General features: G+C 63.2%; 25 protein-coding genes. 13 read left to right on the top strand and 12 right to left on the bottom strand.

Going from position 1 to position 24,847, the window contains the following annotated elements; all coding sequences use genetic code 11:
• Positions 1–18: 18 nt before the first annotated feature.
• Positions 19–798 carry an exodeoxyribonuclease III gene (locus FPB55_RS25270; RefSeq protein WP_003253401.1) on the bottom strand — a complete coding sequence of 260 codons (780 nt, stop codon included), beginning with the start codon at positions 796–798 and terminating at the stop codon, positions 19–21.
• 80 nt (positions 799–878) lie between these two features.
• Here FPB55_RS25270 and pyrE point away from each other — a divergent pair, with 80 nt between their 5' ends.
• Positions 879–1,520, top strand: a complete 642-nt coding sequence (pyrE, locus tag FPB55_RS25265; protein WP_115295111.1) for an orotate phosphoribosyltransferase — start codon at positions 879–881, stop codon at positions 1,518–1,520.
• A gap of 154 nt (positions 1,521–1,674) precedes the next feature.
• Here pyrE and argB read toward each other — a convergent pair whose 3' ends face one another.
• The 4 genes from argB to coaBC form a co-directional block, all read right to left on the bottom strand.
• On the bottom strand, positions 1,675–2,580 hold the full coding sequence (gene argB, locus FPB55_RS25260) for an acetylglutamate kinase (protein ID WP_009681993.1): 906 nt from the start codon (positions 2,578–2,580) through the stop codon (positions 1,675–1,677).
• Between the two features lie 30 nt (positions 2,581–2,610).
• Positions 2,611–4,011 carry a phosphomannomutase/phosphoglucomutase gene (locus tag FPB55_RS25255; protein WP_115295109.1) on the bottom strand — a complete coding sequence of 467 codons (1,401 nt, stop codon included), beginning with the start codon at positions 4,009–4,011 and terminating at the stop codon, positions 2,611–2,613.
• Positions 4,012–4,122: 111 nt separating this feature from the next.
• Positions 4,123–4,578, bottom strand: a complete 456-nt coding sequence (gene dut, locus FPB55_RS25250; RefSeq protein ID WP_029885729.1) for a dUTP diphosphatase — start codon at positions 4,576–4,578, stop codon at positions 4,123–4,125.
• A gap of 5 nt (positions 4,579–4,583) precedes the next feature.
• Positions 4,584–5,795 carry a bifunctional phosphopantothenoylcysteine decarboxylase/phosphopantothenate--cysteine ligase CoaBC gene (coaBC, locus tag FPB55_RS25245; protein WP_009681996.1) on the bottom strand — a complete coding sequence of 404 codons (1,212 nt, stop codon included), beginning with the start codon at positions 5,793–5,795 and terminating at the stop codon, positions 4,584–4,586.
• A 129-nt stretch (positions 5,796–5,924) separates the two neighbouring features.
• On the opposite strand from coaBC, the gene radC reads away from it, so the two are divergent.
• Complete coding sequence (radC, locus tag FPB55_RS25240) at positions 5,925–6,605, top strand: DNA repair protein RadC (RefSeq protein WP_029885730.1); 681 nt, start codon at positions 5,925–5,927, stop codon at positions 6,603–6,605.
• A gap of 59 nt (positions 6,606–6,664) precedes the next feature.
• Here the strand turns inward: radC and FPB55_RS25235 are convergent, their stop codons facing one another.
• A complete protein-coding gene (locus FPB55_RS25235; protein WP_115295101.1) occupies positions 6,665–8,269 on the bottom strand; it encodes an ABC transporter substrate-binding protein in 1,605 nt (534 codons plus the stop codon).
• A 361-nt stretch (positions 8,270–8,630) separates the two neighbouring features.
• Between FPB55_RS25235 and rpmB the strand changes: the two genes are divergently transcribed.
• Positions 8,631–8,867, top strand: a complete 237-nt coding sequence (gene rpmB / locus FPB55_RS25230; RefSeq protein WP_003253504.1) for a 50S ribosomal protein L28 — start codon at positions 8,631–8,633, stop codon at positions 8,865–8,867.
• Between the two features lie 11 nt (positions 8,868–8,878).
• Positions 8,879–9,034 carry a 50S ribosomal protein L33 gene (gene rpmG, locus FPB55_RS25225; protein ID WP_003253507.1) on the top strand — a complete coding sequence of 52 codons (156 nt, stop codon included), beginning with the start codon at positions 8,879–8,881 and terminating at the stop codon, positions 9,032–9,034.
• A gap of 67 nt (positions 9,035–9,101) precedes the next feature.
• On the opposite strand, the gene FPB55_RS25220 is transcribed toward rpmG, so the two are convergent.
• Entirely contained in the window at positions 9,102–9,305 is a 204-nt protein-coding gene (locus tag FPB55_RS25220) for a hypothetical protein (RefSeq protein WP_009682915.1), read from the bottom strand.
• An 82-nt stretch (positions 9,306–9,387) separates the two neighbouring features.
• The gene (locus FPB55_RS25215) at positions 9,388–9,747 is read right to left on the bottom strand and encodes a cupin domain-containing protein (protein WP_009682916.1); all 360 of its coding nucleotides are present in this window, start codon (positions 9,745–9,747) and stop codon (positions 9,388–9,390) included.
• 196 nt (positions 9,748–9,943) lie between these two features.
• Between FPB55_RS25215 and FPB55_RS25210 the strand changes: the two genes are divergently transcribed.
• Both FPB55_RS25210 and FPB55_RS25205 read left to right on the top strand, forming a co-directional pair.
• On the top strand, positions 9,944–11,437 hold the full coding sequence (locus FPB55_RS25210; RefSeq protein WP_144189520.1) for an aldehyde dehydrogenase: 1,494 nt from the start codon (positions 9,944–9,946) through the stop codon (positions 11,435–11,437).
• A 144-nt stretch (positions 11,438–11,581) separates the two neighbouring features.
• Entirely contained in the window at positions 11,582–12,721 is a 1,140-nt protein-coding gene (locus FPB55_RS25205; RefSeq protein ID WP_009682919.1) for an MFS transporter, read from the top strand.
• Positions 12,722–12,839: 118 nt separating this feature from the next.
• Here FPB55_RS25205 and FPB55_RS25200 read toward each other — a convergent pair whose 3' ends face one another.
• Both FPB55_RS25200 and FPB55_RS25195 read right to left on the bottom strand, forming a co-directional pair.
• Complete coding sequence (locus FPB55_RS25200) at positions 12,840–14,393, bottom strand: phospholipase D family protein (protein ID WP_029885733.1); 1,554 nt, start codon at positions 14,391–14,393, stop codon at positions 12,840–12,842.
• 60 nt (positions 14,394–14,453) lie between these two features.
• Entirely contained in the window at positions 14,454–15,884 is a 1,431-nt protein-coding gene (locus FPB55_RS25195) for a PLP-dependent aminotransferase family protein (protein ID WP_161893043.1), read from the bottom strand.
• 179 nt (positions 15,885–16,063) lie between these two features.
• Here FPB55_RS25195 and FPB55_RS25190 point away from each other — a divergent pair, with 179 nt between their 5' ends.
• A complete protein-coding gene (locus tag FPB55_RS25190; protein ID WP_144189688.1) occupies positions 16,064–16,294 on the top strand; it encodes a DUF1127 domain-containing protein in 231 nt (76 codons plus the stop codon).
• Between the two features lie 14 nt (positions 16,295–16,308).
• Here FPB55_RS25190 and FPB55_RS25185 read toward each other — a convergent pair whose 3' ends face one another.
• Entirely contained in the window at positions 16,309–17,601 is a 1,293-nt protein-coding gene (locus FPB55_RS25185; protein ID WP_009682924.1) for an FAD-binding oxidoreductase, read from the bottom strand.
• A 196-nt stretch (positions 17,602–17,797) separates the two neighbouring features.
• Between FPB55_RS25185 and FPB55_RS25180 the strand changes: the two genes are divergently transcribed.
• The gene (locus tag FPB55_RS25180; protein WP_144189518.1) at positions 17,798–18,151 is read left to right on the top strand and encodes a YkgJ family cysteine cluster protein; all 354 of its coding nucleotides are present in this window, start codon (positions 17,798–17,800) and stop codon (positions 18,149–18,151) included.
• 2 nt (positions 18,152–18,153) lie between these two features.
• Here FPB55_RS25180 and dadR read toward each other — a convergent pair whose 3' ends face one another.
• Positions 18,154–18,642: a transcriptional regulator DadR gene (gene dadR / locus FPB55_RS25175; protein WP_003258963.1), complete on the bottom strand. Its 489-nt coding sequence runs from the start codon at positions 18,640–18,642 to the stop codon at positions 18,154–18,156.
• Positions 18,643–18,798: 156 nt separating this feature from the next.
• On the opposite strand from dadR, the gene dadA reads away from it, so the two are divergent.
• From dadA to FPB55_RS25150, 5 genes are all read left to right on the top strand, one after another.
• On the top strand, positions 18,799–20,103 hold the full coding sequence (gene dadA, locus FPB55_RS25170) for a D-amino acid dehydrogenase (protein WP_009682926.1): 1,305 nt from the start codon (positions 18,799–18,801) through the stop codon (positions 20,101–20,103).
• 146 nt (positions 20,104–20,249) lie between these two features.
• Complete coding sequence (gene alr / locus FPB55_RS25165; protein WP_047150105.1) at positions 20,250–21,323, top strand: alanine racemase; 1,074 nt, start codon at positions 20,250–20,252, stop codon at positions 21,321–21,323.
• 109 nt (positions 21,324–21,432) lie between these two features.
• A complete protein-coding gene (locus FPB55_RS25160) occupies positions 21,433–21,981 on the top strand; it encodes a cupin domain-containing protein (protein ID WP_009682929.1) in 549 nt (182 codons plus the stop codon).
• Between the two features lie 154 nt (positions 21,982–22,135).
• Positions 22,136–22,540 carry a c-type cytochrome gene (locus tag FPB55_RS25155; RefSeq protein WP_033690433.1) on the top strand — a complete coding sequence of 135 codons (405 nt, stop codon included), beginning with the start codon at positions 22,136–22,138 and terminating at the stop codon, positions 22,538–22,540.
• Positions 22,541–22,704: 164 nt separating this feature from the next.
• Positions 22,705–24,561, top strand: a complete 1,857-nt coding sequence (locus FPB55_RS25150; RefSeq protein WP_115295095.1) for an acetyl-CoA hydrolase/transferase C-terminal domain-containing protein — start codon at positions 22,705–22,707, stop codon at positions 24,559–24,561.
• The last annotated feature ends 286 nt before the right edge of the window (positions 24,562–24,847 follow it).

Genomic DNA, 24,847 nt, shown 5'->3' with positions numbered 1-24,847 from the left:
AAAGCAGCCCCAATTGCTTCAGATGGTCAGCGTCCAGTCATAGTCGACAATCAGCGGCGCATGCTGCGAGAAGCGCGGCTGGCGCGGCAGGCGGGCGTTGCGCACGAAGCGGCGCAAACCCGGGGTGAGGATCTGGTAGTCGAACCGGTAGCCCAGGTTGAGCATCTCGGCCTGCTCGTTGTCCGGCCACCAGCTGTACTGGTCGCCTTCACGGCTGACTTCGCGCAGGGCGTCGACGTAACCCATCTCGCCCGTGATCGCATCCATCCACGCACGCTCCGGCGCCAGGAAGCCAGGCGACTGCTGGCTGTCGCGCCAGTTCTTGATGTCGAGCTTCTGCTGCGCCACGTAGAACGAGCCGCAATAGATGTACTCGCGGCGCTTGCGGCGCTGCTTGTCCAGGTACTTGGCGAAGTCGTCCATCAACTTGAATTTCTGGTTCAAGTCTTCGTCGCCGTTCATGCCCGAAGGCAGTAGCAGGCTGGCAATACTGACTTTGTCGAAATCTGCTTGCAGGTAACGCCCGTAGCGGTCGGCTGTCTCGAAGCCCAGGCCGGTGATGACTGCCTTGGGCTGCATGCGCGAATAAAGGGCCACACCACCTTGGGCTGGCACCTCCGCGTCGCAGGCATAAAGGAAATAGCCATCGAGCTGGAAAGCTGGGTCATCGAGTTCAAAGGCCGAGGCGCGGGTATCCTGAAGGCAGATGACGTCGGCATTCTGGGCTTGAAGCCAGCTGAGCAAACCACGCTCGGCCGCAGCCTGAATGCCATTAACGTTCACACTGATGATCCGCATAAATGGCCCCATAAATCTCGTGCGTGTATGATACCCGAGCTCAACCCATTTAGCTAAATCCGTGGTGTCCGGGACTATTCATGCAGCCGTATCAGCGCGACTTTATCCGTTTTGCCATCGATCGCGGGGTACTGCGTTTCGGTGAATTCACCCTGAAATCGGGGCGTACCAGCCCGTATTTCTTCAATGCCGGCCTGTTCAACACCGGTTCCGCCCTGGCTGAACTGGGCCGCTGCTATGCCGCCGCCATCGTCGACAGCAAGATCCCGTTCGATGTGCTGTTCGGCCCTGCATACAAAGGCATTCCGCTGGCGGCGACCACTGCCGTCTCGCTGGCTGACCAGCACCAGCGCGATGTGCCATGGTGCTTCAACCGCAAGGAAGCCAAGGACCACGGCGAAGGCGGCAGCCTGGTTGGCGCACCGCTGGCCGGTGATGTGCTGATCATCGACGATGTGATCACCGCCGGCACTGCCATCCGTGAGGTCATGCAGATCATCAACGCCCAGCAGGCAAAGGCCGCCGGCGTGCTGATCGCGCTGAACCGCGAAGAACGTGGCAATGGCGAGCTGTCGGCTATCCAGGAAGTGGAGCGTGACTTCGGCATTCCAGTGGTCAGCATCGTTTCGCTGACCCAGGTGCTGGAGTTCCTGGCTGACGACCCACAACTGAAGCAGTACCTGCCGGCTGTTGAAGCTTACCGGGCGCAGTACGGGATCTGATCCTGGCCCGGAAATGAAAAAGGCGACCTTCTTGTGAAGGTCGCCTTTTTTTGTGCCGCCTGTTTCGGCCTATTCGCGGGCACGCTCCCACAAGGCGCTATCCCTGTGGGAGCGGGCGTGCCCGCGAAGGGGCCGGTACAGGCTAACCGATCACTCAGCGCGGCTTGCGGTTGGTGATCAGGGTGCCCACGCCGCTGTCGGTGAAGATCTCCAGCAGCACCGCATTCGGCACGCGGCCGTCGATGATGTGCGAGCTGTTAACGCCGCCCTGCACGGCATCCAGCGCACACTTGATCTTCGGCAGCATGCCGCCGTAGATGGTGCCATCGGCGATCAGCTCGTTGACTTGCTCGGTGGTCAGGCCGGTCAGGACCTGGCCCTGTTTGTCCATCAGGCCCGCAATGTTGGTCAGCAGCATCAGCTTCTCGGCCTTCAGCGCTTCGGCCACCTTGCCGGCCACGAGGTCGGCGTTGATGTTGTAGGACTCACCGTTGACACCCACGCCGATTGGCGCGATGACCGGGATGAAGTCGCCTTTGACCAGCATGTTCAACAGGTCGGTGTTCACGCTCACCACTTCGCCCACGTGACCGATGTCGATGATTTCCGGGGTGGTCATCTCGGGGGTCTGGCGGCTGACGGTCAGCTTGCGTGCGCGGATCAGCTCCGCGTCCTTGCCGGTCAGGCCGATGGCGCTGCCGCCATGGCGGTTGATCAGGTTGACGATGTCCTTGTTGACCTGGCCGCCCAGCACCATTTCCACCACGTCCATGGTCGCCGAATCGGTCACACGCATGCCGTCGATGAAGTGGCTTTCGATCGACAGGCGCTTGAGCAGGTCGCCGATTTGCGGGCCACCCCCGTGCACGACCACCGGGTTGATACCAACCGCTTTCATCAGCACGATGTCACGGGCGAAGCCGGTCTTGAGCTCCTCGCTCTCCATCGCGTTGCCGCCGTACTTGATCACCAGGGTCTTGCCGACAAAGCGGCGGATGTAGGGCAGCGCTTCGGACAAAACCTCGGCTACATGGGAAGCGGCATCGCGATCGAGGGTCATGCAGGGCTCCTGTGAGGAACAGATAATCGGTCAGAACGGCAGTTGCAGCTCAGGATCAACCCGCAGCAACTGGGTACGGAAAACATCCTTGATACGTTGCAATTCGGCGTCACTGTCGGCCTCGAAGCGCAGTACCAGCACCGGTGTGGTGTTGGAGGCGCGAACCAGGCCCCAGCCATGGGCATAGTCGACCCGCACACCGTCGATGGTGGTCAGGTTGGCTTCGCCCCAGTCGGCGTCGCGTTGCAGTGCATCAATGATGCTGAATTTACCCTCGTCGGTCACATCAATATTGATTTCCGGCGTGGAAATGTCGTTCGGGAAGGCGGCAAACAGGTTTTCGGCGCTCTGTTCGGCCTTGCTGAGGATCTCCAGCAGGCGCGCGGCACTGTAGATACCGTCGTCGAAACCGTACCAGCGTTCCTTGATGAAGATGTGACCACTCATCTCGCCCGCCAGCAGCGAACCGGTCTGTTTCATCTTCTTCTTGATCAACGAATGGCCGGTTTTCCACATCAGCGCCCGGCCACCGTGTTGTTCGATCAGCGGGATCAGGCGCCGGGTGCACTTGACGTCGAAGATGATCTCGGCGCCCGGGTTGCGTCCCAGTACGTCCTGGGCGAACAGCATCAGCAGGCGGTCGGGGTAGACGATGCTGCCGGTGTTGGTCACGACGCCGACGCGGTCGCCGTCACCATCGAAGGCCAGGCCGATGTCGGCGCCGGTCTGCTTGACCTTGGCGATCAGGTCTTCGAGGTTTTCCGGCTTGCCTGGGTCCGGGTGGTGGTTCGGGAAGTTGCCGTCCACCTCGCAGAACAGCGGGATCACCTCACAGCCCAGGGCTTCGATCAACTGGGGGGCGATCACACCGGCGGCGCCATTGCCGCAATCCACCACGACCTTGAGCTTCCTGGCCAGCTTCACGTCGCCGACGATCTGCTGGAAGTAGCGGTCGAGGATCTCGACTTTTTCCACACGCCCTGCAGCCAGGGTCAGGTCGTTGGTTTTCAGGCGGGTCAGCAAGGCCTGGATCTGTTCATTGGCCAGGGTGTCGCCGGCGATGACGATCTTGAAGCCGTTGTAGTCGGACGGGTTGTGGCTACCGGTCAGCATCACGCCCGACTTGCCGGCCAATACGTTGGCCGCGTAGTACAGGGCCGGGGTCGGCACCAGGCCGACGTCGCTGACCTGGCAACCGGCATCGACCAGGCCCTTGATCAGTTGCTCCACCAGCATTGGCCCGGACAGGCGGCCATCGCGGCCTACCGAGACTTGCGGTTCGCCCTGGGCCAGGCTTTGCGCACCAATGGCGCGGCCAATCCAGTAGGCGGTTTCGGCGTGCAAGGTCTTGCCGACCACGCCGCGAATGTCATACGCGCGGAAAATGCTGTCTGGCAATGTGGCGGGGACCAGGTGGGCCATGTCGTTCATCTCTGGAAGCTCCATTAATCAAAGGCTTTCTGGGCAGGCGCAAATTGAACGCTTGGACGGTGGTTTCACCAGAGAGTTCGCCATCCTTGGCCTGAACGGTCGCGTTTCGGCTCAGTGGCTGCCGGAGTGACCGAAGCCGCCAGCGCCGCGCTGGCTTTCATCGAAGGCCTCGACGATATCGAAATGCGCCTGCACGACCGGCACCAGCACCAGCTGGGCGATACGCTCGCCCACGGCGATGGTGAAAGGGGTGGTGCCGCGGTTCCAGCACGACACCATCAGCTCGCCCTGGTAGTCCGAATCGATCAACCCGACCAGGTTGCCCAGCACGATGCCGTGCTTATGGCCCAGGCCCGAACGCGGCAGGATGACTGCGGCCAGGCCCGGGTCGCCGATGTAGATCGACAAGCCGGTAGGAATCAGCAGGGTCTGGCCTGGTTCGAGGACGGTGTCTTGCTGGAGCAGGGCGCGCAGGTCGAGGCCAGCGGAGCCGGGGGTGGCGTAGGTTGGCAGCGGAAATTCGCTGCCCAGGCGTGGGTCGAGGATCTTGGCTTGAAGAGCGTGCATGTAACTTATTGAACCTGGTTGAGCCGTTCGGCGATGAAGGCGACCAGTTGCCGGGCGATCTTGCCCTTGCTGGTCTGCGCGAAGAGGGTTTGGTGCTGTTGGCGGTCGATCACGGTCAAGGCATTTTCTTCGCTGTTGAAGCCAATGCTGGGGTTGGCCACATCGTTGGCGACGATCAGGTCGAGGTTCTTGTCCTTGAGCTTGCGCGTGGCGTAATCGAGCAGGTGTTCGGTCTCGGCAGCAAAGCCGACGCTGAACGGGCGGTCGGCGCGGCCGGCGATGGTGGCAAGGATATCGGGATTGCGCACCATCTGCAGCAGCATGCCGTCGCCGGTCGTAGGATCTTTCTTCAATTTTTGTGTGGCAACGACTTCCGGGCGGTAGTCCGCAACGGCTGCCGAGGCAATGAACAGGTCGCACGGCATGGCCGCCTCGCAGGCCGCGAGCATGTCCCGCGCGCTGACCACGTCGATACGGCTGACCCGGTCCGGGGTTGGCAGGTGCACCGGGCCGGTCACGAGGGTCACCCGAGCCCCCGCTTCAGCTGCCGCCTCGGCGAGGGCGAAACCCATCTTGCCGGAGCTATGATTGGTGATGTAGCGCACCGGGTCGATGTTTTCCTGGGTCGGCCCGGCGGTGATCAGCACATGCTTGCCGGTCAGGGCCTGGCGCTTGAAGCTTTCTGCCGCGCACCAGGCCAGCTCGGTGGCCTCGAGCATGCGCCCCAGGCCCACGTCACCACAGGCCTGGCTGCCGGAGGCCGGGCCGAATACCTGGATGCCACGGCTTTTGAGCAGGTCGAGGTTGGCCTGGGTCGCCGGGTCGCGCCACATGGCCTGGTTCATCGCCGGGGCCACCGCCACGGTGGCGTCGGTGGCCAGTACCAGGGTGGTCAGCAGGTCATCGGCCATGCCCTGGGCCATGCGCGCCATCAGGTCGGCGGTGGCCGGGGCGATCAAGACCAGGTCGGCCCACTTGGCCAGTTCGATGTGGCCCATGGCCGCTTCGGCAGCCGGGTCCAGCAGGTCCATGTGCACCGGGTGGCCCGACAGCGCCTGCAGGGTCAGCGGGGTGATGAATTCGGCACCCCCACGGGTCATGACGACGCGCACCTGCGCGCCGTGCTCCAGGAGACGGCGAATCAGCTCGGCGCTTTTGTAGGCGGCAATGCCGCCCCCCACGCCGAGAACGATGCGCTTGCGATACAGCCGCTGCATAGGCTTGCCTTTTTCCAGTGAGAGCGGGCGGCGACGTTTGCAAATGCCTGCGGCAGAACGTCGCATGTACGAGGCGAAATAGATTAACACAGGGCCGAAATGGGCCGCAGCATGGGCAGAGAGGCGGGGATGAATATCAGAGAGTGGCCGGCTGAAGATCGGCCAAGGGAGAAGCTGTTGCAACGGGGTGCGGCGGTGCTGTCGGACGCCGAGTTGCTGGCCGTGTTGCTCGGCTCGGGCGTGGCCGGGCGCAATGTACTGGACCTTGCACGCGGGCTGCTGGTGCGTTTTGGTGGGCTGCGGCAGTTTCTTGAGGCCGAGCGCGCGGCGGTGCTGCGCGAGCCGGGCATAGGCGCTGTGAAATACGCACAGTTGCAAGCGCTGCTGGAAATCGGCCGGCGTTACCTGGATGAGCACATCGCGCGCGCAGCGGTGCTGGAAGGGCCCGAGGCGGTGCGGCGTTACCTGAAGGCCATGCTGCGCCATGAGCCCAGCGAGGTGTTCGGTTGCCTGTTTCTGGACACCAAGCACAGGCCGCTGGCGTTCGAGATTCTGTTCAGGGGCACCATCGACCGTGCCAGCGTCTACCCGCGGGAGGTGGTGCGGCGGGCATTGCTGCACAACGCGGCCGCGTTGATCCTGTGCCATAACCACCCTTCAGGCAACAGTGAGCCTAGCCAGGACGATGTGCACCTGACCTTGTCGCTCAAACGCGGGCTGGCATTGATCGACGTGCGGGTGCTGGATCACATCATCATTGGCGACGGGGAGCCGTTGTCGATGGTTGAGCAGGGGTGGATCGTGGCTTAGGCCGTTTAGTTGTGTGCTGGCCTCTTCGCGGGCAAGCCCGCGAAGAGCCCGGTGCAGGTCTACCTGGCCACCGACACCTTGCTGAAATCCAGCCGCCCGAACGGGCTGACCTGGTACCCCTCGACTTCCTGGCGCAGCAGGGTCGCCGCTGTCGGGTGCGCCAACGGCACCCACAGTGCCTGCTGCTGAATCAGGGTTTGCGCCTGCTGGTACAGCCGGCTGCGCACGCTCTGGTCGTTGGTGGTGCGCCCGGCACTGATCAGCTGGTCCAGGCGGCTGTCGCAGAACCGTGCGAAGTTGGTACCCGACTCCACTGCCGCACAGGAGAACTGCGGGGTGAGGAAGTTATCCGGGTCGCCGTTGTCACCGGCCCAGCCCATGAACAGCAGGTCATGCTCGCCGGCCTTGGCGCGGCGGATCAGCTCACCCCATTCGATCACGCGGATCTCGGCCTTGATGCCGATCTTGGCCAGGTCGGCCTGCAGCATTTGCGCGCCAAGGCTTGGGTTGGGGTTGAGCAGGCTGCCCGATGGCCGCGTCCAGATCGTGGTGCTGAAGCCCTCCGCCAGGCCGGCCTTGGCCAGCAGGGCCTTGGCCTTTTTCACGTCCAGAGGGTAGCCGGGCAGGTCCTTGGCGTAGCTCCAGGTATTGGGCGGGTAGGGGCCGTTGGCCGCCACCGCAGAGTCTTCGAACACCGCCTTGAGGTAAGCCTGCTTGTCGAAGGCCAGGTTGATCGCCTGGCGGACTTCCGGCTTGTCCAGTGGCGGGTGCTGGCTGTTGATGGCGACAAAGGCGGTCATGAACGCGGGCGTACTGGCCACCTTGAGCTTGTCGTCCTTGGCCGCTTCGGCAATATCCAGCGGTTTGGGCGACAAGGCGACCTGGCACTCGCCGCGCTTGAGCTTCTGCAGGCGCACGTTGGCATCGGTGGTGATGGCGAAGATCAACGGGTCGACTGCCGGCTTGCCGCCGAAGTAGTCCGGGTTGGCGCGGTAGCGCACCACAGCGTCCTTCTGGAAGCGCTGGAAAGTGAACGGCCCGGTGCCGATCGGCTGGCTGTTGAGCTTCTCTGGCGTACCGGCCTTGAGCAGCTTGTCGGCATATTCGGCAGAGTAGATGGACGCGAAGCCCATGCTCAGGGTGGCCAGGAACGTGGCGTCGGGGTGGCTGAGGGTGAAGCGCACGGTGTTCGGGGCCGGGGCGTCGATCGCCTTGATCAGGCTACCCAGTTGCAGCGACTGGGCGTGCGGGTAGCCGCCGGGTGCAGTCTTGTGCCAGGCATGGGCCGGGTAGAGCATGCGCTGGAAACTGAACAGCACGTCGTCGGCATTCAATTCGCGGGTGGGCTTGAAGTACGGGGTGGACTGGAACTTCACGCCGTCGCGCAGGGTGAAGTCGTACACCAGCCCGTCGGCCGAGACCGTCCAGCTGGCCGCCAGGCTCGGCACCACTTTGCCCTGTGCTGCATCGAACTCCACCAGGCGGTTCATCAGCACGTCGGCGGTGGCATTGGTGGTGGTCAGCGAGTTGTACTGCACCACGTCGAAGCCTTCGGGGCTGGCCTCGCTGCAAACGCTCAGGGGCGCGGCCTGGGCGATGCCACCCGCGAACAGGGTGGCGGTGAACAGGGAGTTGAACAATAAGGAAAGGGCGGCGGCACGCATGGTGGCTCCTTGGCTGTCAGTGGCCCATCTGCCAGTGCAGTCTGGAAAAAGCCTACCCTAGTGTGCCTGTCGGGAAATGACCACATCCTTTTTTACAAATGTGGCGACGAGCGGTCGACGGCTGGCGGGGCCTGAAGGTATGCTGCCCCGGCTGAATCGGGCTTGCGCCAATGTGCATCAACTATTGTTGCAGCCAGGTCTTTCTGGTATAAAGCAGCGCTCTTTTCTAGGGGCTCGGCCTGTCGCATAAGCGGATCCGGTCGATAAGGCCTCCAGAATCACGGCGTCCAGGCGCCAAAGACTGAGAGATTAAGCGGCCAACCCATGCCGGGTTGGGCATGTGGTTTTAGAGGGCTGAGTCATGTCGAGAGTCTGTCAAGTTACTGGTAAGGGTCCAGTAACCGGGAACAACATTTCCCACGCAAACAACAAAACCCGTCGTCGTTTCCTGCCGAACCTGCAGCACCACCGTTTCTGGGTTGAATCCGAGAAGCGCTTCGTGCGTCTGCGCGTTTCCGCCAAAGGCATGCGTATCATCGACAAGCGCGGCATCGACGCCGTTCTGGTTGACATCCGTAAAGCTGGCGCCAAGGTTTAAGGGAGAGCATCATGCGTGAATTGATCCGTCTGGTTTCGAGTGCCGGTACCGGCCACTTCTACACCACCGACAAGAACAAGCGCACCACCCCGGACAAAATCGAGATCAAGAAATATGATCCGGTTGTTCGCAAGCACGTGGTGTACAAGGAAGCCAAGATCAAGTAATTGATCGGCGACCTGAAAAAAAACCCGCATCCGTAAGGACGCGGGTTTTTTTATGCCTGCTGCAAGGTCAGTTGAATTCGAAGCCCTGAATCACCTGGTTGGCGTCGGTCCTGATCTGGATGCGGGTAGGGTCGAACTCGCGGGTGCACATGTCGGTGGGGCCGACCACGCGGGAGCGACCGGTAATGGCGCAGATGGTGTCTTTGAGCTCTGGCACGTAAGGGGCGCCGACCAGGTGGGCGAGGGCTTGTTTGACGTCATCGTTGGTCATGGTGATCTTCCTGTTGAGGTGAATGGCCCGTTGTGGGCAGGGCCATCCTCACGCATGCCGCCTGGCCAGCTGCGCTACATAATTACTTCTGCTCGAACATGACGTAGATCTTGCGGCACGGCTCAAGCACTTCCCAGGTGCCTGTGAACCCGGCCGGGATTACGAACCGGTCGCCGGCGCGCAGGGTCTTGGCACCGCCGTTGTCGTCGCGCAGTACCGAAACGCCCTGAACGATCTCGCAGTATTCATGCTCGGTGTAGTTCACTTTCCACTGGCCGACCTCACCCTCCCAAACGCCTGCGGCAAACTGCCCGCATGGGCTGGAGTAATGGTTGTAGACCGCCTGGTCTGGCTCACCCTTGAGGATTTTTTCAGCCGCAGGGCGGTACCGTTCGGCTTCAGTGAGCACTTGTGCGAAGTCGATGATGCTGGCGATGTTCATGGTGCGGCTCCTGTTCTTGTTAAATAAAATTAACATCAGTAGGCTTTTGGGCCTTCCGTGTCAAATATATTGATAGTTTACAGTGGCTGGTTTAGGGTATCGCTTGCCAGTGTGCGCTCGTCGCCCGGCCAGAATTCTGACAACGCCTGTGAGTCCTCAGTGCGGCGTTGCACCTAAACAAGAGGAGGAGTTTCGTATGACCACCCTGACCCGTGCGGACTGGGAACAACGCGCCCAGCAACTGAAGATCGAAGGCCGTGCCTTCATCAACGGCGAATACACCGATGCCGTATCCGGTGAAACCTTCGAGTGCCTGAGCCCGGTCGACGGACGCTTCCTGGCCAAGGTTGCCAGCTGCGACCTGGCCGATGCCAACCGTGCCGTGGAAAACGCGCGTGCCACCTTCAATGCTGGCGTCTGGTCGCAGTTGGCCCCGGCCAAGCGTAAAGCCACGCTGATCCGTTTCGCCGACCTGCTGCGCCAGAACGTCGAAGAGCTGGCGCTGCTGGAAACCCTGGACATGGGCAAGCCGATCGGTGACTCCTCCAGCATCGACATCCCCGGTGCAGCCCAGGCCATTCACTGGACCGCCGAAGCCATCGACAAGGTTTACGACGAGGTCGCGCCCACCCCACACGACCAGCTTGGCCTGGTTACCCGTGAGCCAGTCGGCGTGGTCGGTGCCATCGTACCGTGGAACTTCCCGCTGCTGATGGCCTGCTGGAAACTCGGCCCGGCACTGGCCACCGGTAACTCGGTGGTGCTCAAGCCTTCGGAAAAATCGCCGCTGACCGCCATTCGCATCGCGCAACTGGCGATCGAGGCCGGCATCCCGGCGGGTGTACTGAACGTGCTGCCAGGCTACGGCCACACCGTGGGCAAGGCGTTGGCCCTGCACATGGATGTCGACACGCTGGTGTTCACCGGCTCGACCAAGATCGCCAAGCAACTGATGGTCTATGCAGGCGAATCGAACATGAAACGAATCTGGCTGGAGGCTGGCGGCAAAAGCCCGAACATCGTCTTCGCCGATGCACCGGACCTGCAAGCGGCCGCTGCGGCTGCCGCCAGTGCCATCGCCTTCAACCAGGGCGAAGTGTGCACTGCCGGTTCGCGCCTGCTGGTCGAGCGCTCGATCAAGGACAAGTTCCTGCCCATGGTGGTCGAGGCCCTGAAAGGCTGGAAGCCCGGTAACCCGCTGGATCCAGAGACCACCGTGGGTGCGTTGGTCGATACCCAGCAAATGAATACCGTGCTGTCGTACATCGAGGCCGGCCACAAGGATGGCGCCAAGCTGCTGACCGGCGGCAAGCGCACCCTGGAGGAAACCGGTGGCACCTATGTGGAGCCGACCATATTCGATGGCGTAACCAATGCCATGCGCATCGCCCAGGAAGAAATCTTCGGGCCGGTGCTGTCGGTGATTGCCTTCGACACCGCCGAAGAAGCCATCGCCATCGCCAACGACACCCCGTACGGCCTGGCGGCCGGTATCTGGACGGCGGACATTTCCAAAGCGCACAAGACTGCGCGGGCCGTGCGCGCCGGCAGCGTGTGGGTCAACCAGTACGACGGCGGCGACATGACCGCACCGTTCGGTGGCTTCAAGCAATCGGGCAACGGCCGTGACAAGTCGCTGCATGCGCTGGAGAAATATACCGAGCTGAAGGCGACCTGGATCAAGCTGTAATGCCAGGAGGGGCCGCTTTGCGGCCCATTCGCGGGTAAACCCGCTCCTACAGGTACTGCACCGCTTTCAAGGGTGGTGGTGTACCTGTGGGAGCGGGTTTACCCGCGAATGGGCCATGGAAAATTCTTGGCCTGGGAGGCAGCAATGCGTTGGGGGACCTACTTCGCCGTACTGGCATCAGTGCTCAGTGTCGGCCTGGCGCTGGGCGTGAGCATGCCCCTGGTATCTCTGCGTCTGGAAGCCTGGGGCTATGGCAGTTTCGCCATCGGCGTGATGGCCGCGATGCCTGCGCTGGGGGTACTGGCGGGTGCCAGCCTGGCCAGCCGCCTGGCCGGCTGGGTCGGCTTACCTGCGGCCATGCGCATCTGCCTGTGGGGTGGTGCGTTGTCCATCGGCCTGGTCGCGCTATTGCCCAGCTACCCGCTGTGGTTGCTGTTGCGGCTGATGATCGGCATGTCCCTGACCGTGGTGTTTATCCTGGGTGAGAGCTGGATCAACCAGCTGGTGGTCGAGCAATGGCGCGGCCGCCTGGTGGCGCTGTACGGTAGCAGCTACGCCTTGAGCCAGCTGGCTGGGCCGCTGGTGCTGGGCGTACTCGGTTCGGCTGACGATTTTGGTTTCTGGGCCGCCACCGGCCTGCTGCTTCTCGCGCCGCTGGTACTGTTGGGGCGCGGCGGTGCACCGAGCACCGAAGCCTGCAGTGTCGGCTTCGGCGACCTGTTCAGGTTCTGCCGTCGCTTGCCCGTGATTGCCTGGGCCATCGCCCTGTTTGCCTCGTTCGAGGCAATGATCCTGACGTTGCTGCCGGTGTACTGCCTGCAGCAAGGTTTCACCACTGAAATCGCCTTGTTCATGGTCAGTACGGTAGTGGTCGGCGATGCTGTGCTGCAGTTGCCCATCGGCGCGCTGGCCGATCATATGTCGCGCCGTGCGTTGTTCACCGGCTGTGCGGTAACGCTACTGGTCTCCAGCCTGGCGATCCCGCTGTTGCTGCACACGCCGGTGATATGGCCGCTGTGGGTACTGTTCGGGGCCAGTGCCGGCGGCCTTTTCACCTTGTCGCTGGTGCTGATCGGTGAGCGCTACCGCGACGATGAACTGGTGCGGGCCAATGCTCACGTGGCGCAGTTGTGGGGCATTGGCTGCCTGCTGGGGCCATTGTTGGCCGGGGCAGGCAGCCAGTGGGTCAGCGGGCATGCGTTGCTGTTGCTGATGGCTGCAGGGGCTGCGGGGCTGGTGGTGTTGACCCAGAGGCGCGGGGCGTTTGAGGCTGTGTCTGCCTGAGCGTTTTCGGGGCCGCTTTGCGGCCCATCGCGACACAAGGCCTTACCTCAAGAACCGCGTACCCCTGTAGGAGCGGCCTTGCGTCGCGATGGGCTGCAAAGCAGCCCCAAAATCGCCGCTACAACATTTTCTCCAGGCCAACCGCCTTGCTGACCCAGGCATTGAACCTGCGCCACATCCCGCCCGGCTCGGAGGTCAGCACATGCTGCTGTCCATTGTCCTCAGTCGCCCACACCAGTTTGCCCCCCTGCAGTTTCACCTGATAGCTCAGCGCCGGCGCCATACCCTGCTGGCTCAGCTCGCGGGTGTATTCGGCCAGTTCCGGGCTGTCCACCAGCACCCCCACTTCGGTATTCCACAGGACCGAACGCGGGTCGAAGTTGAATGAACCGATGAAGGTCTTGCGCCGGTCGAACACGATCGCCTTGGTGTGCAGGCTGGAGTCCGAGCTACCGCGGAAACTCAAGCGCCCCGCGCTGGGGTCGCCCGGCTGGCGGCGCAGCTCATAAAGCTGTACCCCATGTTCGAGCAAGGCCCGGCGATAGGGGGCGTAGCCACCGTGCACGGCCGGCACATCGGTGGCTTCCAATGAGTTGGTCAGCAGTTTTACCGAGACACCTGCGTCGGCACGGCCGGTCAAGTACAGCAGCCCTGGCTCGCCCGGCACGAAATAAGCCGATGTCAGCATCAGTTCGCTGTGCACGTTGGCCAGGTCAGGCGCCAACTGGTGGCTCAGCAGCAACTGCGGGTCCGGCTCGTCATCGGCCAGTACCTTGCTTGGGGCATCCCACAGCGCCTGTGCATGGGCCCAGATCAGCTCGTTGCGCCACACATCCAAGCGCGGCTGCGACTGGTAGGCCATCAACCGATCGTACAAGGCCTTGCGCTGGGTCCTGGCTTCAGCCAGCGAGACTTCCAGGCGATGACGACTGGCACGCAGGTCGTCGGCATCCGGCGCATGCCACAGAAAATCGCTGATAGGTCGGCTGAGCGCGCTGTTCCAGTACTGGTCGAAACTGTGCCCCAGTTGCTCGGCTATAGGGCCGACGCTCAGCAGGTCGATGTCGGTGAAGTTGAGGTTGGGCTCGGCATCGAAATACTCGTCGCCGAGGTTACGGCCGCCGACGATAGCCATGCTGTTGTCCACCAGGAACAGCTTGTTGTGCATGCGGCGGTGCTGGCGCGACAGGTTGAACAGGCGGCCGAAGGCGCGCGTCACCCCGGTGCTGCGGCCCAGGTGCAGTGGGTTGAACACGCGGATCTGGATATTCGGGTGGGCAGCGAGGGTGCCCATGATGGTGTCCAGGCCGTCGCTGGTGGTGTCGTCGAGCAGAATGCGTACACGCACGCCGCGGTCGGCGGCACGCAGCAGTTCGTGCACCAGGGCGCGGGTGCTGAGGCCGTCGTGCACGATGTAGTACTGCAGGTCGATGCTGGCCTGGGCGTTGCGGATCAATTCGGCGCGGGCGCGAAATGCTTCGTTGCTGTTGGGCAGCAGGCGAAAGCCGGACTGCCCGCCATACGGTGCCGCCTGGCGCAGCACCGAGCGGCCGAAGGCCGATTCGCTGGCGGGCAGGGCCTGGCTGGTTTCGCGTGGGGTACTGACGCTGGCACAGCCGGCAAGGCCGAGCAACAGCATCAGCAACAAAGACAAGGCGCGCTGGGGTCTCAAGGGTGGATCGTCCTGTGCGGCAAGGGCTGTGGAGGTTGGACAGTGGCGGGCGGCGCAAAGTTACGCGTCGGCGCTTTCTTCATCCAGTAGACGAAGGGCGGTTTCACCTACCTTGCGCACGGCAGCCTCGATCTGTGGCGTTGGCCGCGCAGCGAAATTCATGCGCAGGCAGTGGCGGAACTTGCCCGAGGCCGAGAAGATACTGCCCACCGCCACCTGAACACCTTGCTCCAGTAAAGCGCGGTTCAGCCGCAGCGTGTCGAAATGTTCGGGGAATTCCACCCACAGCATGAAGCCGCCCTGCGGCCGGCTGACCCGGGTACCCGCCGGGAAGTAGCGCGTTACCCAATCGCTCATCAGGTCACGGCCACGCTGGTACTGGCTGCGCATGCGCCGCATGTGGGGCTGGTAGTGCCCGCCGGCGATGAAATCGGCAATTGCCAGTTGCGGCTGGCTGGCGCTGCTGCCGGTACTGATGTATTTCATGTGCAGCACCCGTTCCAGATAGCGCCCAGGTGCCACCCAGCCCACCCGCAGGCCGGGGGCCAGGGTTTTGGAGAACGAACTGCAGAGCAACACGCGGCCATCGTCGTCGAATGACTTGAGGGTGCGCGGGCGCGGGTAGGTGTAGGCCAGGTCGCCGTACACATCGTCTTCCAGGATCGCCACGTCGTAGCGCTGGGCCAGGCTGAGCAAGGCCTTCTTGCGCGCCTCGGGCATGATGTAGCCGAGTGGGTTGTTACAGCTGGGGGTGATCTGAATGAGCTTGATCGGCCACTGCTCCAGGGCCAGCTCCAGTGCTTCCAGGCTGATGCCGGTGACCGGGTCGGTGGGGATCTCCAGCGCTTTCATGCCCAGGCCCTTGAGGGTTTGCATGGCGCCGTGGAAGCTGGGCGAGTCGACCGCAACGATGTCGCCTGGCTCGCAAACCGCGCGAATGCTGCATGACAGCGCTTCATGGCAGCCGGTGGTGATCACCAGGTCGGCCGGGCCCAGGCGGCAGCCGGAATCGAGCATCAGCCGCGCTACCTGCTCGCGCAGCGCCAGGTTGCCATGGATATTGTCGTAATACAGTCCCGGCATGTCCTGGCGCCGGCTCAACTGGGCGAGGCTGCGTAGCAAAGGCTTGAGGGTTGGGCTGTCGATATCGGGCATGCCGCGGCCGAGTTGCACCACGTCCTTGTGCGGGGTGCTGCGCACCAGCTCGAGTACCTGTTCCCATTGCGAGATGTCCACAGGGCGCTGGGCCGGGCGGCTGACTGCAGGCAGCGCTGGCAGTTGGCGGTGGTCGCTGACGAAATAGCCGGACTTGGGCCTGGGCGAGACCATGCCGCTGTCTTCGAGCATGCGGTAGGCCTGCTGCACGGTGCTCAGGCTGACCCCGTGCTCCACGCTCAGGGCGCGTACCGACGGCAGGCGCTGGCCTGGGCGATACAGGCCCTGCTCGATGCGGGCACCGAGCAGTTCGGCGAGGTTGAGGTAAAGGGTCAAGGCATACTCCTGGGCTACCTGTAGGCAGCGACCGGTACAGTTGCCTGGAAAATACAGCATTCAGTCGGCCGCTAGCCAATGCTGTATGGGAATAATAAGGCTGTTTTGGATCTGTATTGCCGGTATCGCCCTCGCGCATGCTTTCCCTACGGTATCGACTGAACGGGGAGGGTGCGGTGATGGGGGGCATGAGCGATGTGCGCTTGCAGCTGTTGGCCAAGGAACCGGAAACCGAGCAGCAGGCCAAGGTGTTCAACGCGCCGCAGGGGTTGGGGCGCTGGGGCCTGATGCTGCACCGCTGGCGTACCCGAAGGGCGCTGTTGCAGTTGACCGATGCCGAGCTGCGCGATGTTGGGCTGAGCTGGGAGCAGGCACGGCTCGAAGGCCGCAAACCCTTCTGGAAGGACTGATGTGCTGTATGGCCTCAGAGCAGCTCTTTGAGCCGATGCCACAGCATCCCCAAGGCCAATAGCGGCGAGCGCAGGTGCTGGCCGCCAGGGAAGGTGATATGTGGCACCTTGGCGAACAGGTCGAAGCGCCCGCTTTCCTGGCCGCTGATGGCTTCGCCCAGCAGGCGCGCGGCCAGGTGGGTGGCGTTGAGCCCATGGCCCGAGTAGGCCTGGGCGTAATACACGTTCGGCTGGCTGCCCAGCCGGCCGACCTGCGGCAGGCGGTTGGCGCCGATGCCGATCATGCCGCCCCACTGGTAATCGATGCGTACGTTGGCCAATTCGGGGAACACCTTGAGCATCTTCGGCCGCATGTAGTCAGCGATGTCCTTCGGGTCTCGGCCCGAGTAGTGGCAGGCACCGCCGAACAGCAGCCGGTTGTCGGCTGAGAGGCGATAGTAATCCAGGGCTACCCGTTGGTCGCACACTGCCATGTTCTGCGGCAGCAGCCTGCGGGCGCGTTCCTCGCCCAGCGGCTCGGTGGCGATGATGTAGCTGCCCGCTGGCAGCACCTTGCCGCCCAGTTCGCGGTTGAGGTTGTTGTGGTAGGCGTTGCAGCACAGCACCAAGGTCTTGGCGCGCACCCGGCCTTGGGCGGTATGCACTTGCACTGATGTGCCGTAGTCGATGCGGGTAACTTCGGACTGCTCGAACAGCTTCACCCCCAGGCGCGCGGCCACGGCCGCTTCGCCCAGGGCCAGGTTGAGCGGGTGCAGGTGCCCGGAGCCCATGTCGATCAGCCCACCCACATAGCAGTCGGCGCCGACCACGCTGTGGATATCGTCCTTGCCGACCAGGCGCAGCTGGTGTGGGTAGCCGAGGCTACGCAGCTCTTCGGCGTCTTCGGCAAAGCCCAGCAGCTCGGCGGGTTTGTTGGCCAGGTCGCAGTAGCCCCAGGCCAGGTCGCAGGCAATGGCATGCCGCTCGACCCGCTCGCGCACGATCTGCACGGCCTCCAGGCCCATCAGCTTCATGCTGCGCACGCCGTCCTCGCCAATCACCGGCAGAAACTGCTCCAGACCATGGCCGACCCCGCGAATCAGCTGGCCGCCGTTGCGCCCACTGGCGCCCCAGCCGAGTTTGCGCGCTTCCAGCAGGATGACCGAGAAGCCGCGCTCGGCCAACTCGATGGCCGTGTTCAGGCCTGAATAGCCACCCCCGACGATGCACACGTCGGCACTGTGCTCGCCCTGCAGGAAAGCGTGGTCAGGGTGTGGCGCGCTGCTGGCGGCGTAGTAGGAGGCGGCGTGCTGCGCGCTGTGGATCATGGCGTCGGTCCTGGGGCTGGTGGGCGAGGGGGGGAGGATAAGCCGGGGCTATTGGGTGGGCAACCGACCCCACCGCCGGCAAGCCAGCGCCCACAGGGTATGTGCAAGGGCTGAGACCAGTGGTGTACCTGTGGAAGCTGGCCTGCCGGCGATTGCCCTATAATCCAACCCCTGTTTTTCAATTTTGTACTTAGCCATGTCCTGCAACCGCCACAAGATCCACTTCCTGCGCGAACTCATCCCTGCCTTCGAGTGCGAACCCGGCTGCCACGACTGCTGCGGCCCGGTCACCACTTCGGCCGAAGAAATGGCCCGCCTGCCGCGCAAGTCCCAGGCCAAGCAGGATGCCGCCCTGGCGCGCCTGGACTGTGTGCACCTGGGCCCCAATGGCTGCACGGTGTATGAAGAACGGCCGATGATCTGCCGCTTGTTCGGCACCACCCCGCGCATGGCCTGCCCCCGTGGCCGGGGCCCTGAGCCGATGATCGACCCAGGCGCGGAGCAGCTCGTTCACCAGTTCATCGCCAGCACCCGCCAGGTGTTGGTCTAGCGTCAGTCCGGAATCGGCAGGCAGAGGCTCTCCTTCACCTCTTCCATCACGATGTAGCTCTTCGACTCGCGCACGTGCGGCAGCTTCAGCAGTATGTCGCCGAGCAGCTTGCGGTACGAGGCCATCTCGGAAATGCGCGCTTTCACCAGGTAGTCGAAGTCACCGGAAACCAGGTGGCACTCCAGCACGTGCGGCAGCTTCAGCACCGCGCGGCGGAACTCTTCGAAGGTGTCACCCGACTTGTAGTCCAGGCTGATTTCCACGAACACCAGCAGGCTACCCTTGAGGTGCTGCGGGTTCAGGCGGGCGTTGTAGCCCATGATGATGCCCTCGCGCTCAAGGCGGCGAACCCGCTCGGTGCAAGGGGTGGTGGACAGCCCGACTTTCTCGCCCAGTTCGGTGAAGGAAATACGCCCGTCATTCTGCAGGATACGCAGAATGTTGCGGTCGATCTTGTCCAGTTCACGCTTGCTCTGGTGCTGGGTTCTCATAGGGGATGCCCCTCCGTGAAAGGCGATTATGCCGAGAATTCTCGCCAATAATAGGCTTTTATATAGTGAATTGCACTGCCCTCGAATTTCTATACTGCGCCCATCCATGCCATTTCCATAAAAGTCTGCGGCGTGCCGCGTGTGAGGGATACAACGATGCGAGTTCTGGTACTTGGTAGCGGTGTGATTGGAACCGCCAGTGCCTACTACCTGGCCCGGCAAGGTTTCGAAGTGACGGTGGTCGACCGCCAGCCGGCGGTGGCCATGGAAACCAGCTTCGCCAACGCCGGCCAGATCTCGCCCGGCTATGCCTCGCCCTGGGCCGCCCCGGGTGTGCCCCTGAAGGCCATCAAATGGCTTATGGAGCGCCATGCACCCTTGGCAATCAAGCTCACCGGTGACGTTGACCAGTACCTGTGGATGGCCCAGATGCTGCGCAACTGCACCGCCAGCCGTTATGCGGTGAACAAGGAGCGCATGGTGCGCCTGTCCGAGTACAGCCGTGACTGCCTCGACGAGCTGCGCGCCGAAACCGGCATCAATTACGAAAACCGCAGCCTGGGCACCACCCAGCTGTTCCGTACCCAGGCCCAGGTCGATGCTGCGGCCAAGGATATCGCCGTGCTCGAGCAGTCTGGCGTACCGTACGAATTGCTGGACCGCGACGGCATTGCCCGCGTCGAGCCGGCCCTGGCCGGGGTGAAGGATATTCTCGCTGGCGCCCTGCGCCTGCCCAACGACCAGACCGGCGACTGCCAGCTGTTCACCACCAAGCTGGCCGACATGGCGCTGAAGCTGGGCGTGGAGTTCCGCTTCGGCCAGGACATCCAGCGCCTGGACTTCGCCGGCGACCGCATCAATGGCGTGTGGATCGACGGCAAGCTGGAAACCGCCGACCGCTATGTGCTGGCGCTGGGCAGCTATTCGCCACACATGCTCAAGCCGCTGGGGATCAAAGCCCCGGTCTATCCGCTGAAGGGTTACTCGCTGACAGTGCCGATCACCAATGGCGACATGGCGCCGACCTCGACCATTCTCGACGAGACCTACAAGGTTGCGATCACCCGTTTCGACAACCGTATCCGCGTTGGCGGCATGGCTGAGATCGCCGGTTTTGACCTGTCGCTCAACCCGCGTCGGCGTGAAACACTGGAGATGATCGTCAACGACCTTTATCCTCGCGGCGGTGATCTGAGCCAGGCCAGTTTCTGGACCGGTCTGCGTCCGGCCACCCCGGACGGTACACCGATTGTCGGTGCCACGGCGTTCCGCAACCTGTTCCTCAATACCGGTCACGGCACCCTGGGCTGGACCATGGCGTGCGGCTCCGGGCGCCTGCTGGCAGACCTGATCGCGCGCAAGAAGCCGCAGATCAGCGCCGAGGGCCTGGACATTTCCCGGTATGGCAACAGCCGGGAAGTGGCCAAGCACGGGCATGCTGCGCCGGCTCACCAGCAGTAAGGTCGCCTGTACCGGCCTCATCGCCGGCAAGCCAGCTCCCACAGGATCTCCGCAGTTCTCAGGCCCTGTGAGAGTCCTGTGGGAGCTGGCTTGCCGGCGATGAATCCAACACCGATTTCTAATTGAACCACCATAAGGCAGCCGCCATGCGTCCCGCCCGCGCCCTGATCGACCTCCAGGCCCTGCGCCACAACTACCGTCTGGCCCGTGAACTGACCGGTGCCAAAGCCCTGGCCGTGATCAAGGCCGATGCCTACGGCCACGGCGCCGTGCGCTGTGCCCTGGCCCTGGAGGCCGAAGCCGATGGCTTTGCCGTGGCCTGTATCGAAGAGGCGTTGGAACTGCGCGGTGCCGGTATCAAGGCCCCGGTGCTGCTGCTGGAAGGCTTTTTCGAAGCCAGCGAGCTGGCACTGATCGCCGAGCACGATCTGTGGTGCGTGGTGCACTCGCTGTGGCAGCTGGAGGCGATCGAGAAGGCGCAACTGCGCAAGCCGCTAAGTGTCTGGCTGAAGCTGGACAGCGGCATGCACCGGGTGGGCTTGCACCCCAAGGATTACCACGAGGCCTACCAGCGCCTGCTGGCCAGCGGCAAGGTCGCGCGGATTGTACTGATGAGCCACTTCGCCCGTGCCGACGAACTGGATGCTGACGCCACCGCGCAGCAGATCGCCGTGTTCGAAGCCGCACGCCAGGGCCTTGCGGCCGAGTGCAGCCTGCGCAACTCGCCCGGCGTGCTGGGCTGGCCGCAAGCGCCCAGCGACTGGGTGCGCCCAGGCCTCATGCTGTATGGCGCCACGCCCTTCGAGGTGGCCCAGGCCGAAGCTGCGCGCCTGCAGCCGGTGATGACCCTGCAATCGCGGGTGATCAGCGTGCGTGAGCTGCCCGCCGGCCAACCGGTGGGCTACGGTGCCAAGTTCGTCAGCCCGCGGCCGACCCGTGTTGGCGTGGTGGCCATGGGGTACGCCGATGGCTACCCGCGCCAGGCGCCCAATGGCACGCCGGTGCTGGTTGCGGGCAAGCGCGCCCCGTTGATCGGCCGGGTGTCGATGGACATGCTCAGCATCGACCTCACCGATGTGCCCGACGCCACGGTGGGTAGCCCGGTCGAACTGTGGGGCAAGCAGGTACTGGCCAGCGAAGTGGCGGCACAGGCTGGCACCATTCCTTACCAGATCTTCTGCAACCTGAAACGGGTCCCCCTGGACTACGTCGGCGAATGACACGCTGATGCGGACAGGTTGAGGGCGGTGTGTTGTAAATACTGAACGGCATTGCCATGATATCGTTCACATCCACCCCCCCTTTCTACCGTTTCAGGAGGCTCCAGCTTTGGACGTCGGCGAACGACTGCAAGCCATCCGCAAGCTCAAGGGCCTGTCCCAGCGCGAACTCGCCAAGCGCGCCGGGGTGACCAACAGCACCATCTCGATGATCGAGAAGAACAGCGTAAGCCCCTCCATCAGCTCGTTGCGCAAGGTGCTGAGCGGCATTCCCATGTCCATGGTCGAATTCTTTTCGGTCGAACTGGAGGCGCAGAGCCCTGCGCAAATTGTCTACAAAGCCCACGAGCTGATCGATATCTCGGACGGTGCGGTAACCATGAAGCTGGTCGGCAAGTCGCACCCCAACCGCGCCATTGCCTTCCTGACCGAGGTCTACCCGCCGGGCGCCGACACCGGTGCCGAAATGCTGACCCATGACGGGGAGGAAACCGGCATCCTGCTCGAAGGCCGCCTTGAGCTGGTGGTCGGCAACGAGATCTTCATCCTCGAGGAAGGCGACAGCTACTACTTCGAAAGCACCCGCCCGCACCGCTTTCGCAACCCGTTCGACCAGCCTGCACGGCTGATCAGTGCCGCTACGCCCTCAAACTTTTGATCCAGCGCAGTGCATTGATTCGGCAATACCCCTTTCCCGTGTAGGGTCGTTTCACCGCCTTCAGGTTGCCGCTATACTTTCCAGCGCTCGCTGTTTCGTGGCCGCGGGCGTGATTAGCCACCATGAGGGTGTTCGCGTGAACCAAATCAAGAAGATGCTGGCCGTACCAGCAGCCGTATTCGCCCTCTGGGCAATGAGCGCAACCGCTGCGACCAATGACGACATTGCCAAGCGCCTGGAACCCGTTGGCCAGGTCTGTGTGCAGGGCCAGGAGTGCAAAGGCATGGAAGTGGCGGCGACCGCGGGTGGCGGTGGTGCCAAGACCCCGGACGAGATCATTGCCAAGCACTGCAATGCCTGCCATGGCAGCGGCCTGCTCGGCGCGCCCAAGGTGGGTGATACCGCGGCCTGGAAGGAGCGAGCCGACCACCAGGGCGGCCTGGATGGCATCCTGGCCAAGGCCATTACCGGCATCAACGCCATGCCACCGAAAGGTACCTGCGCGGACTGCTCGGACGACGACCTGAAAGGGGCGATCAAGAAGATGTCCGGGCTGTGAGCTGCAGGTGAATTTCACCAGGCCCGCCATTGATGGCGGGCTTTGTTTTTGTGGCGGCTGTGCCGGCCTCTTTGCGGCTTTGGCCGCGAAAGGGCCCGCACCGGCAACCAACTCGCTTGAGTTCATGTCCAACCCCTGAACCCACGGATGTCTCAGGAGGCCCCATGCACCTCTGCTCCATCGACCAGGCTGTCGAGCAGGTCCTGGCACGCCTGCCAGCTCATATCCACATGGGCCTGCCGCTGGGCCTGGGCAAGCCCAACGCCTTCGTCAATGCCCTCTACGCCCGCGTGCGCGAACTGCCCGAACGGCGGCTGACCATCTACACCGCCCTGTCCCTGGGCCGGCCGGCACTGGGCGACGGGCTGCAGCGGCGGTTTCTGGAGCCTTTTGTCGAGCGCGTGTTTGCCGACTATGAAGAGCTCACCTACCTCAGCGACCTGCGCAACGACACATTGCCAGCCAACATCCGCGTCGAGCAGTTCTTCATGCAGCCCGGCAGCTTGCTGCACAGCGAATCGGCGCAGCAGGACTACGTCAGCAGCAATTACAGCCACGCCGCGCGGGATATCAACGCCAAGGGCCTGAACCTGATCGCCCAACTGGTGGCTGCCACGCCCGAAAAGCCCGTGCACCTGAGCCTGGCCTGCAACCCCGACATCACCCTCGACCTGCTGCCCATGGTCGCCAAACGCCGCGCTGCCGGTGAAACCATCCTCATGCTGGGGCAGGTGCACGCCGAGCTGCCTTACATGCCTGGCGATGCCGAGCTGCCGATCGACGCGTTCGACCTGTTGCTCGACGAGGCCGAACAACGCCGGCTGTTTTCCACACCGAACATGCCGGTCGGCATTCAGGACCACTGCATTGGCCTGCATGCCAGCAGCCTGGTGCGCGACGGCGGCACGCTGCAGATCGGTATTGGTGCCATGGGCGATGCGGTCGCCGCGGCATTGCTGGCGCGCCAGGGCGACAACGCCGGCTACCGCGCGGTGCTCGATGCACTCGATGTCGGCCCCTGGCAGGCGCTGATCGAACGGGAAGGGGGGCTGGATACCTTCGCTCAAGGCCTCTACGGCTGCAGCGAGATGTTCGTCAACGGCCTGCTGGTGCTGGCCGAGGCAGGCTTGTTGCGACGCCCGGCAGATGAGCAGGGCGCGTTGTTGCACGGTGGCTTCTTCCTTGGCCCGCAGGCGTTCTATCAGCGCTTGCGCGAGATGCCGCTGGAGCAGCGTGCACAGTTCGTCATGACCCGTATCAGCTTCATCAACGAACTCTACGGGCAAGAGGAACTCAAGCGCCGCCAGCGCCGCGATGCCCGCTTCATCAACACCGCATTCGGCATGACCCTGCTGGGTGCCGGGGTGGCCGACCAGCTGGAAGATGGTCGAGTGCTCAGTGGCGTGGGCGGGCAATACAACTTCGTTGCCCAAGGCCATGCGCTGGAGGGTGGGCGCTCGATCCTGCTGTTGCGCAGTTGGCGCGAGTCGGGCGGTGAGGTGACGTCGAACATTTTCTGGGCGTACGGCCACTGCACCATCCCCCGGCACCTGCGCGATATCGTGGTGACCGAATACGGCATCGCCGACCTGCGTGGGCAGACCGACAGCGAAGTGATTGCACGGTTGCTGGCGGTAAGCGATTCACGGTTCCAGCAGGGGCTGATCGAGCAGGCCAAGAGTGCCGGCAAGCTGCACAAGGGCTTTGAGCTGGACGCGCGCTTTGCCGACAACACCCCGCAACGCCTTGAGGCGGTCAGGGCGCAGCATGCACGGTTGTTCCCCGAGTATCCGCTGGGTACGGACTTCACTGCCGAAGAGCAGGACCTGTTGCGGGCGCTGAACTGGTTGAAGAGCAAGTTCAAGTTGAGCGAGGTGCTGGAGCTGGGCAAGGCCGCGCTGGATGCGCCGGGGCCGGAGGGGTATGAGCAGCATCTGGAGCGGATGGGGCTGGATGCTCCGCAGGGGTTGAAGGAAGAACTTTATCAGCGGCTGTTGCTGGCGGGGTTGGCGGCTACCTGATGAATTGCCGGGGCTGCTTTGCAGCCCATCGCCGGCAAGCCAGCTCCCACAGGGATCGCCTTAGGGCTGACAGATGTTTGCCACAAGGTATGGCAGCGTCTGTTAGAGCGAGCGCCGCCCGCGCGGCGCAATCGCGAGCTGCGCTCGCTCCTACGTTTGTTTCGGGCCAATTATTCCTGTGGGATTCGCGCGCGAACGCCTTGGTGCATGCCTCAATATAGCGCCGTACAAACAAGGCGGCCGCGCGCGCCTGTCACAGGCGTTACTGGCCCGAAACAAACGTAGG

This window comes from Pseudomonas sp. BJP69 (assembly GCF_007633355.1).
Taxonomy (GTDB): domain Bacteria; phylum Pseudomonadota; class Gammaproteobacteria; order Pseudomonadales; family Pseudomonadaceae; genus Aquipseudomonas; species Aquipseudomonas juntendi.
Note: the sequence above shows the minus strand (reverse complement) of the source record. Positions and strands in the feature narration are given on the sequence as shown.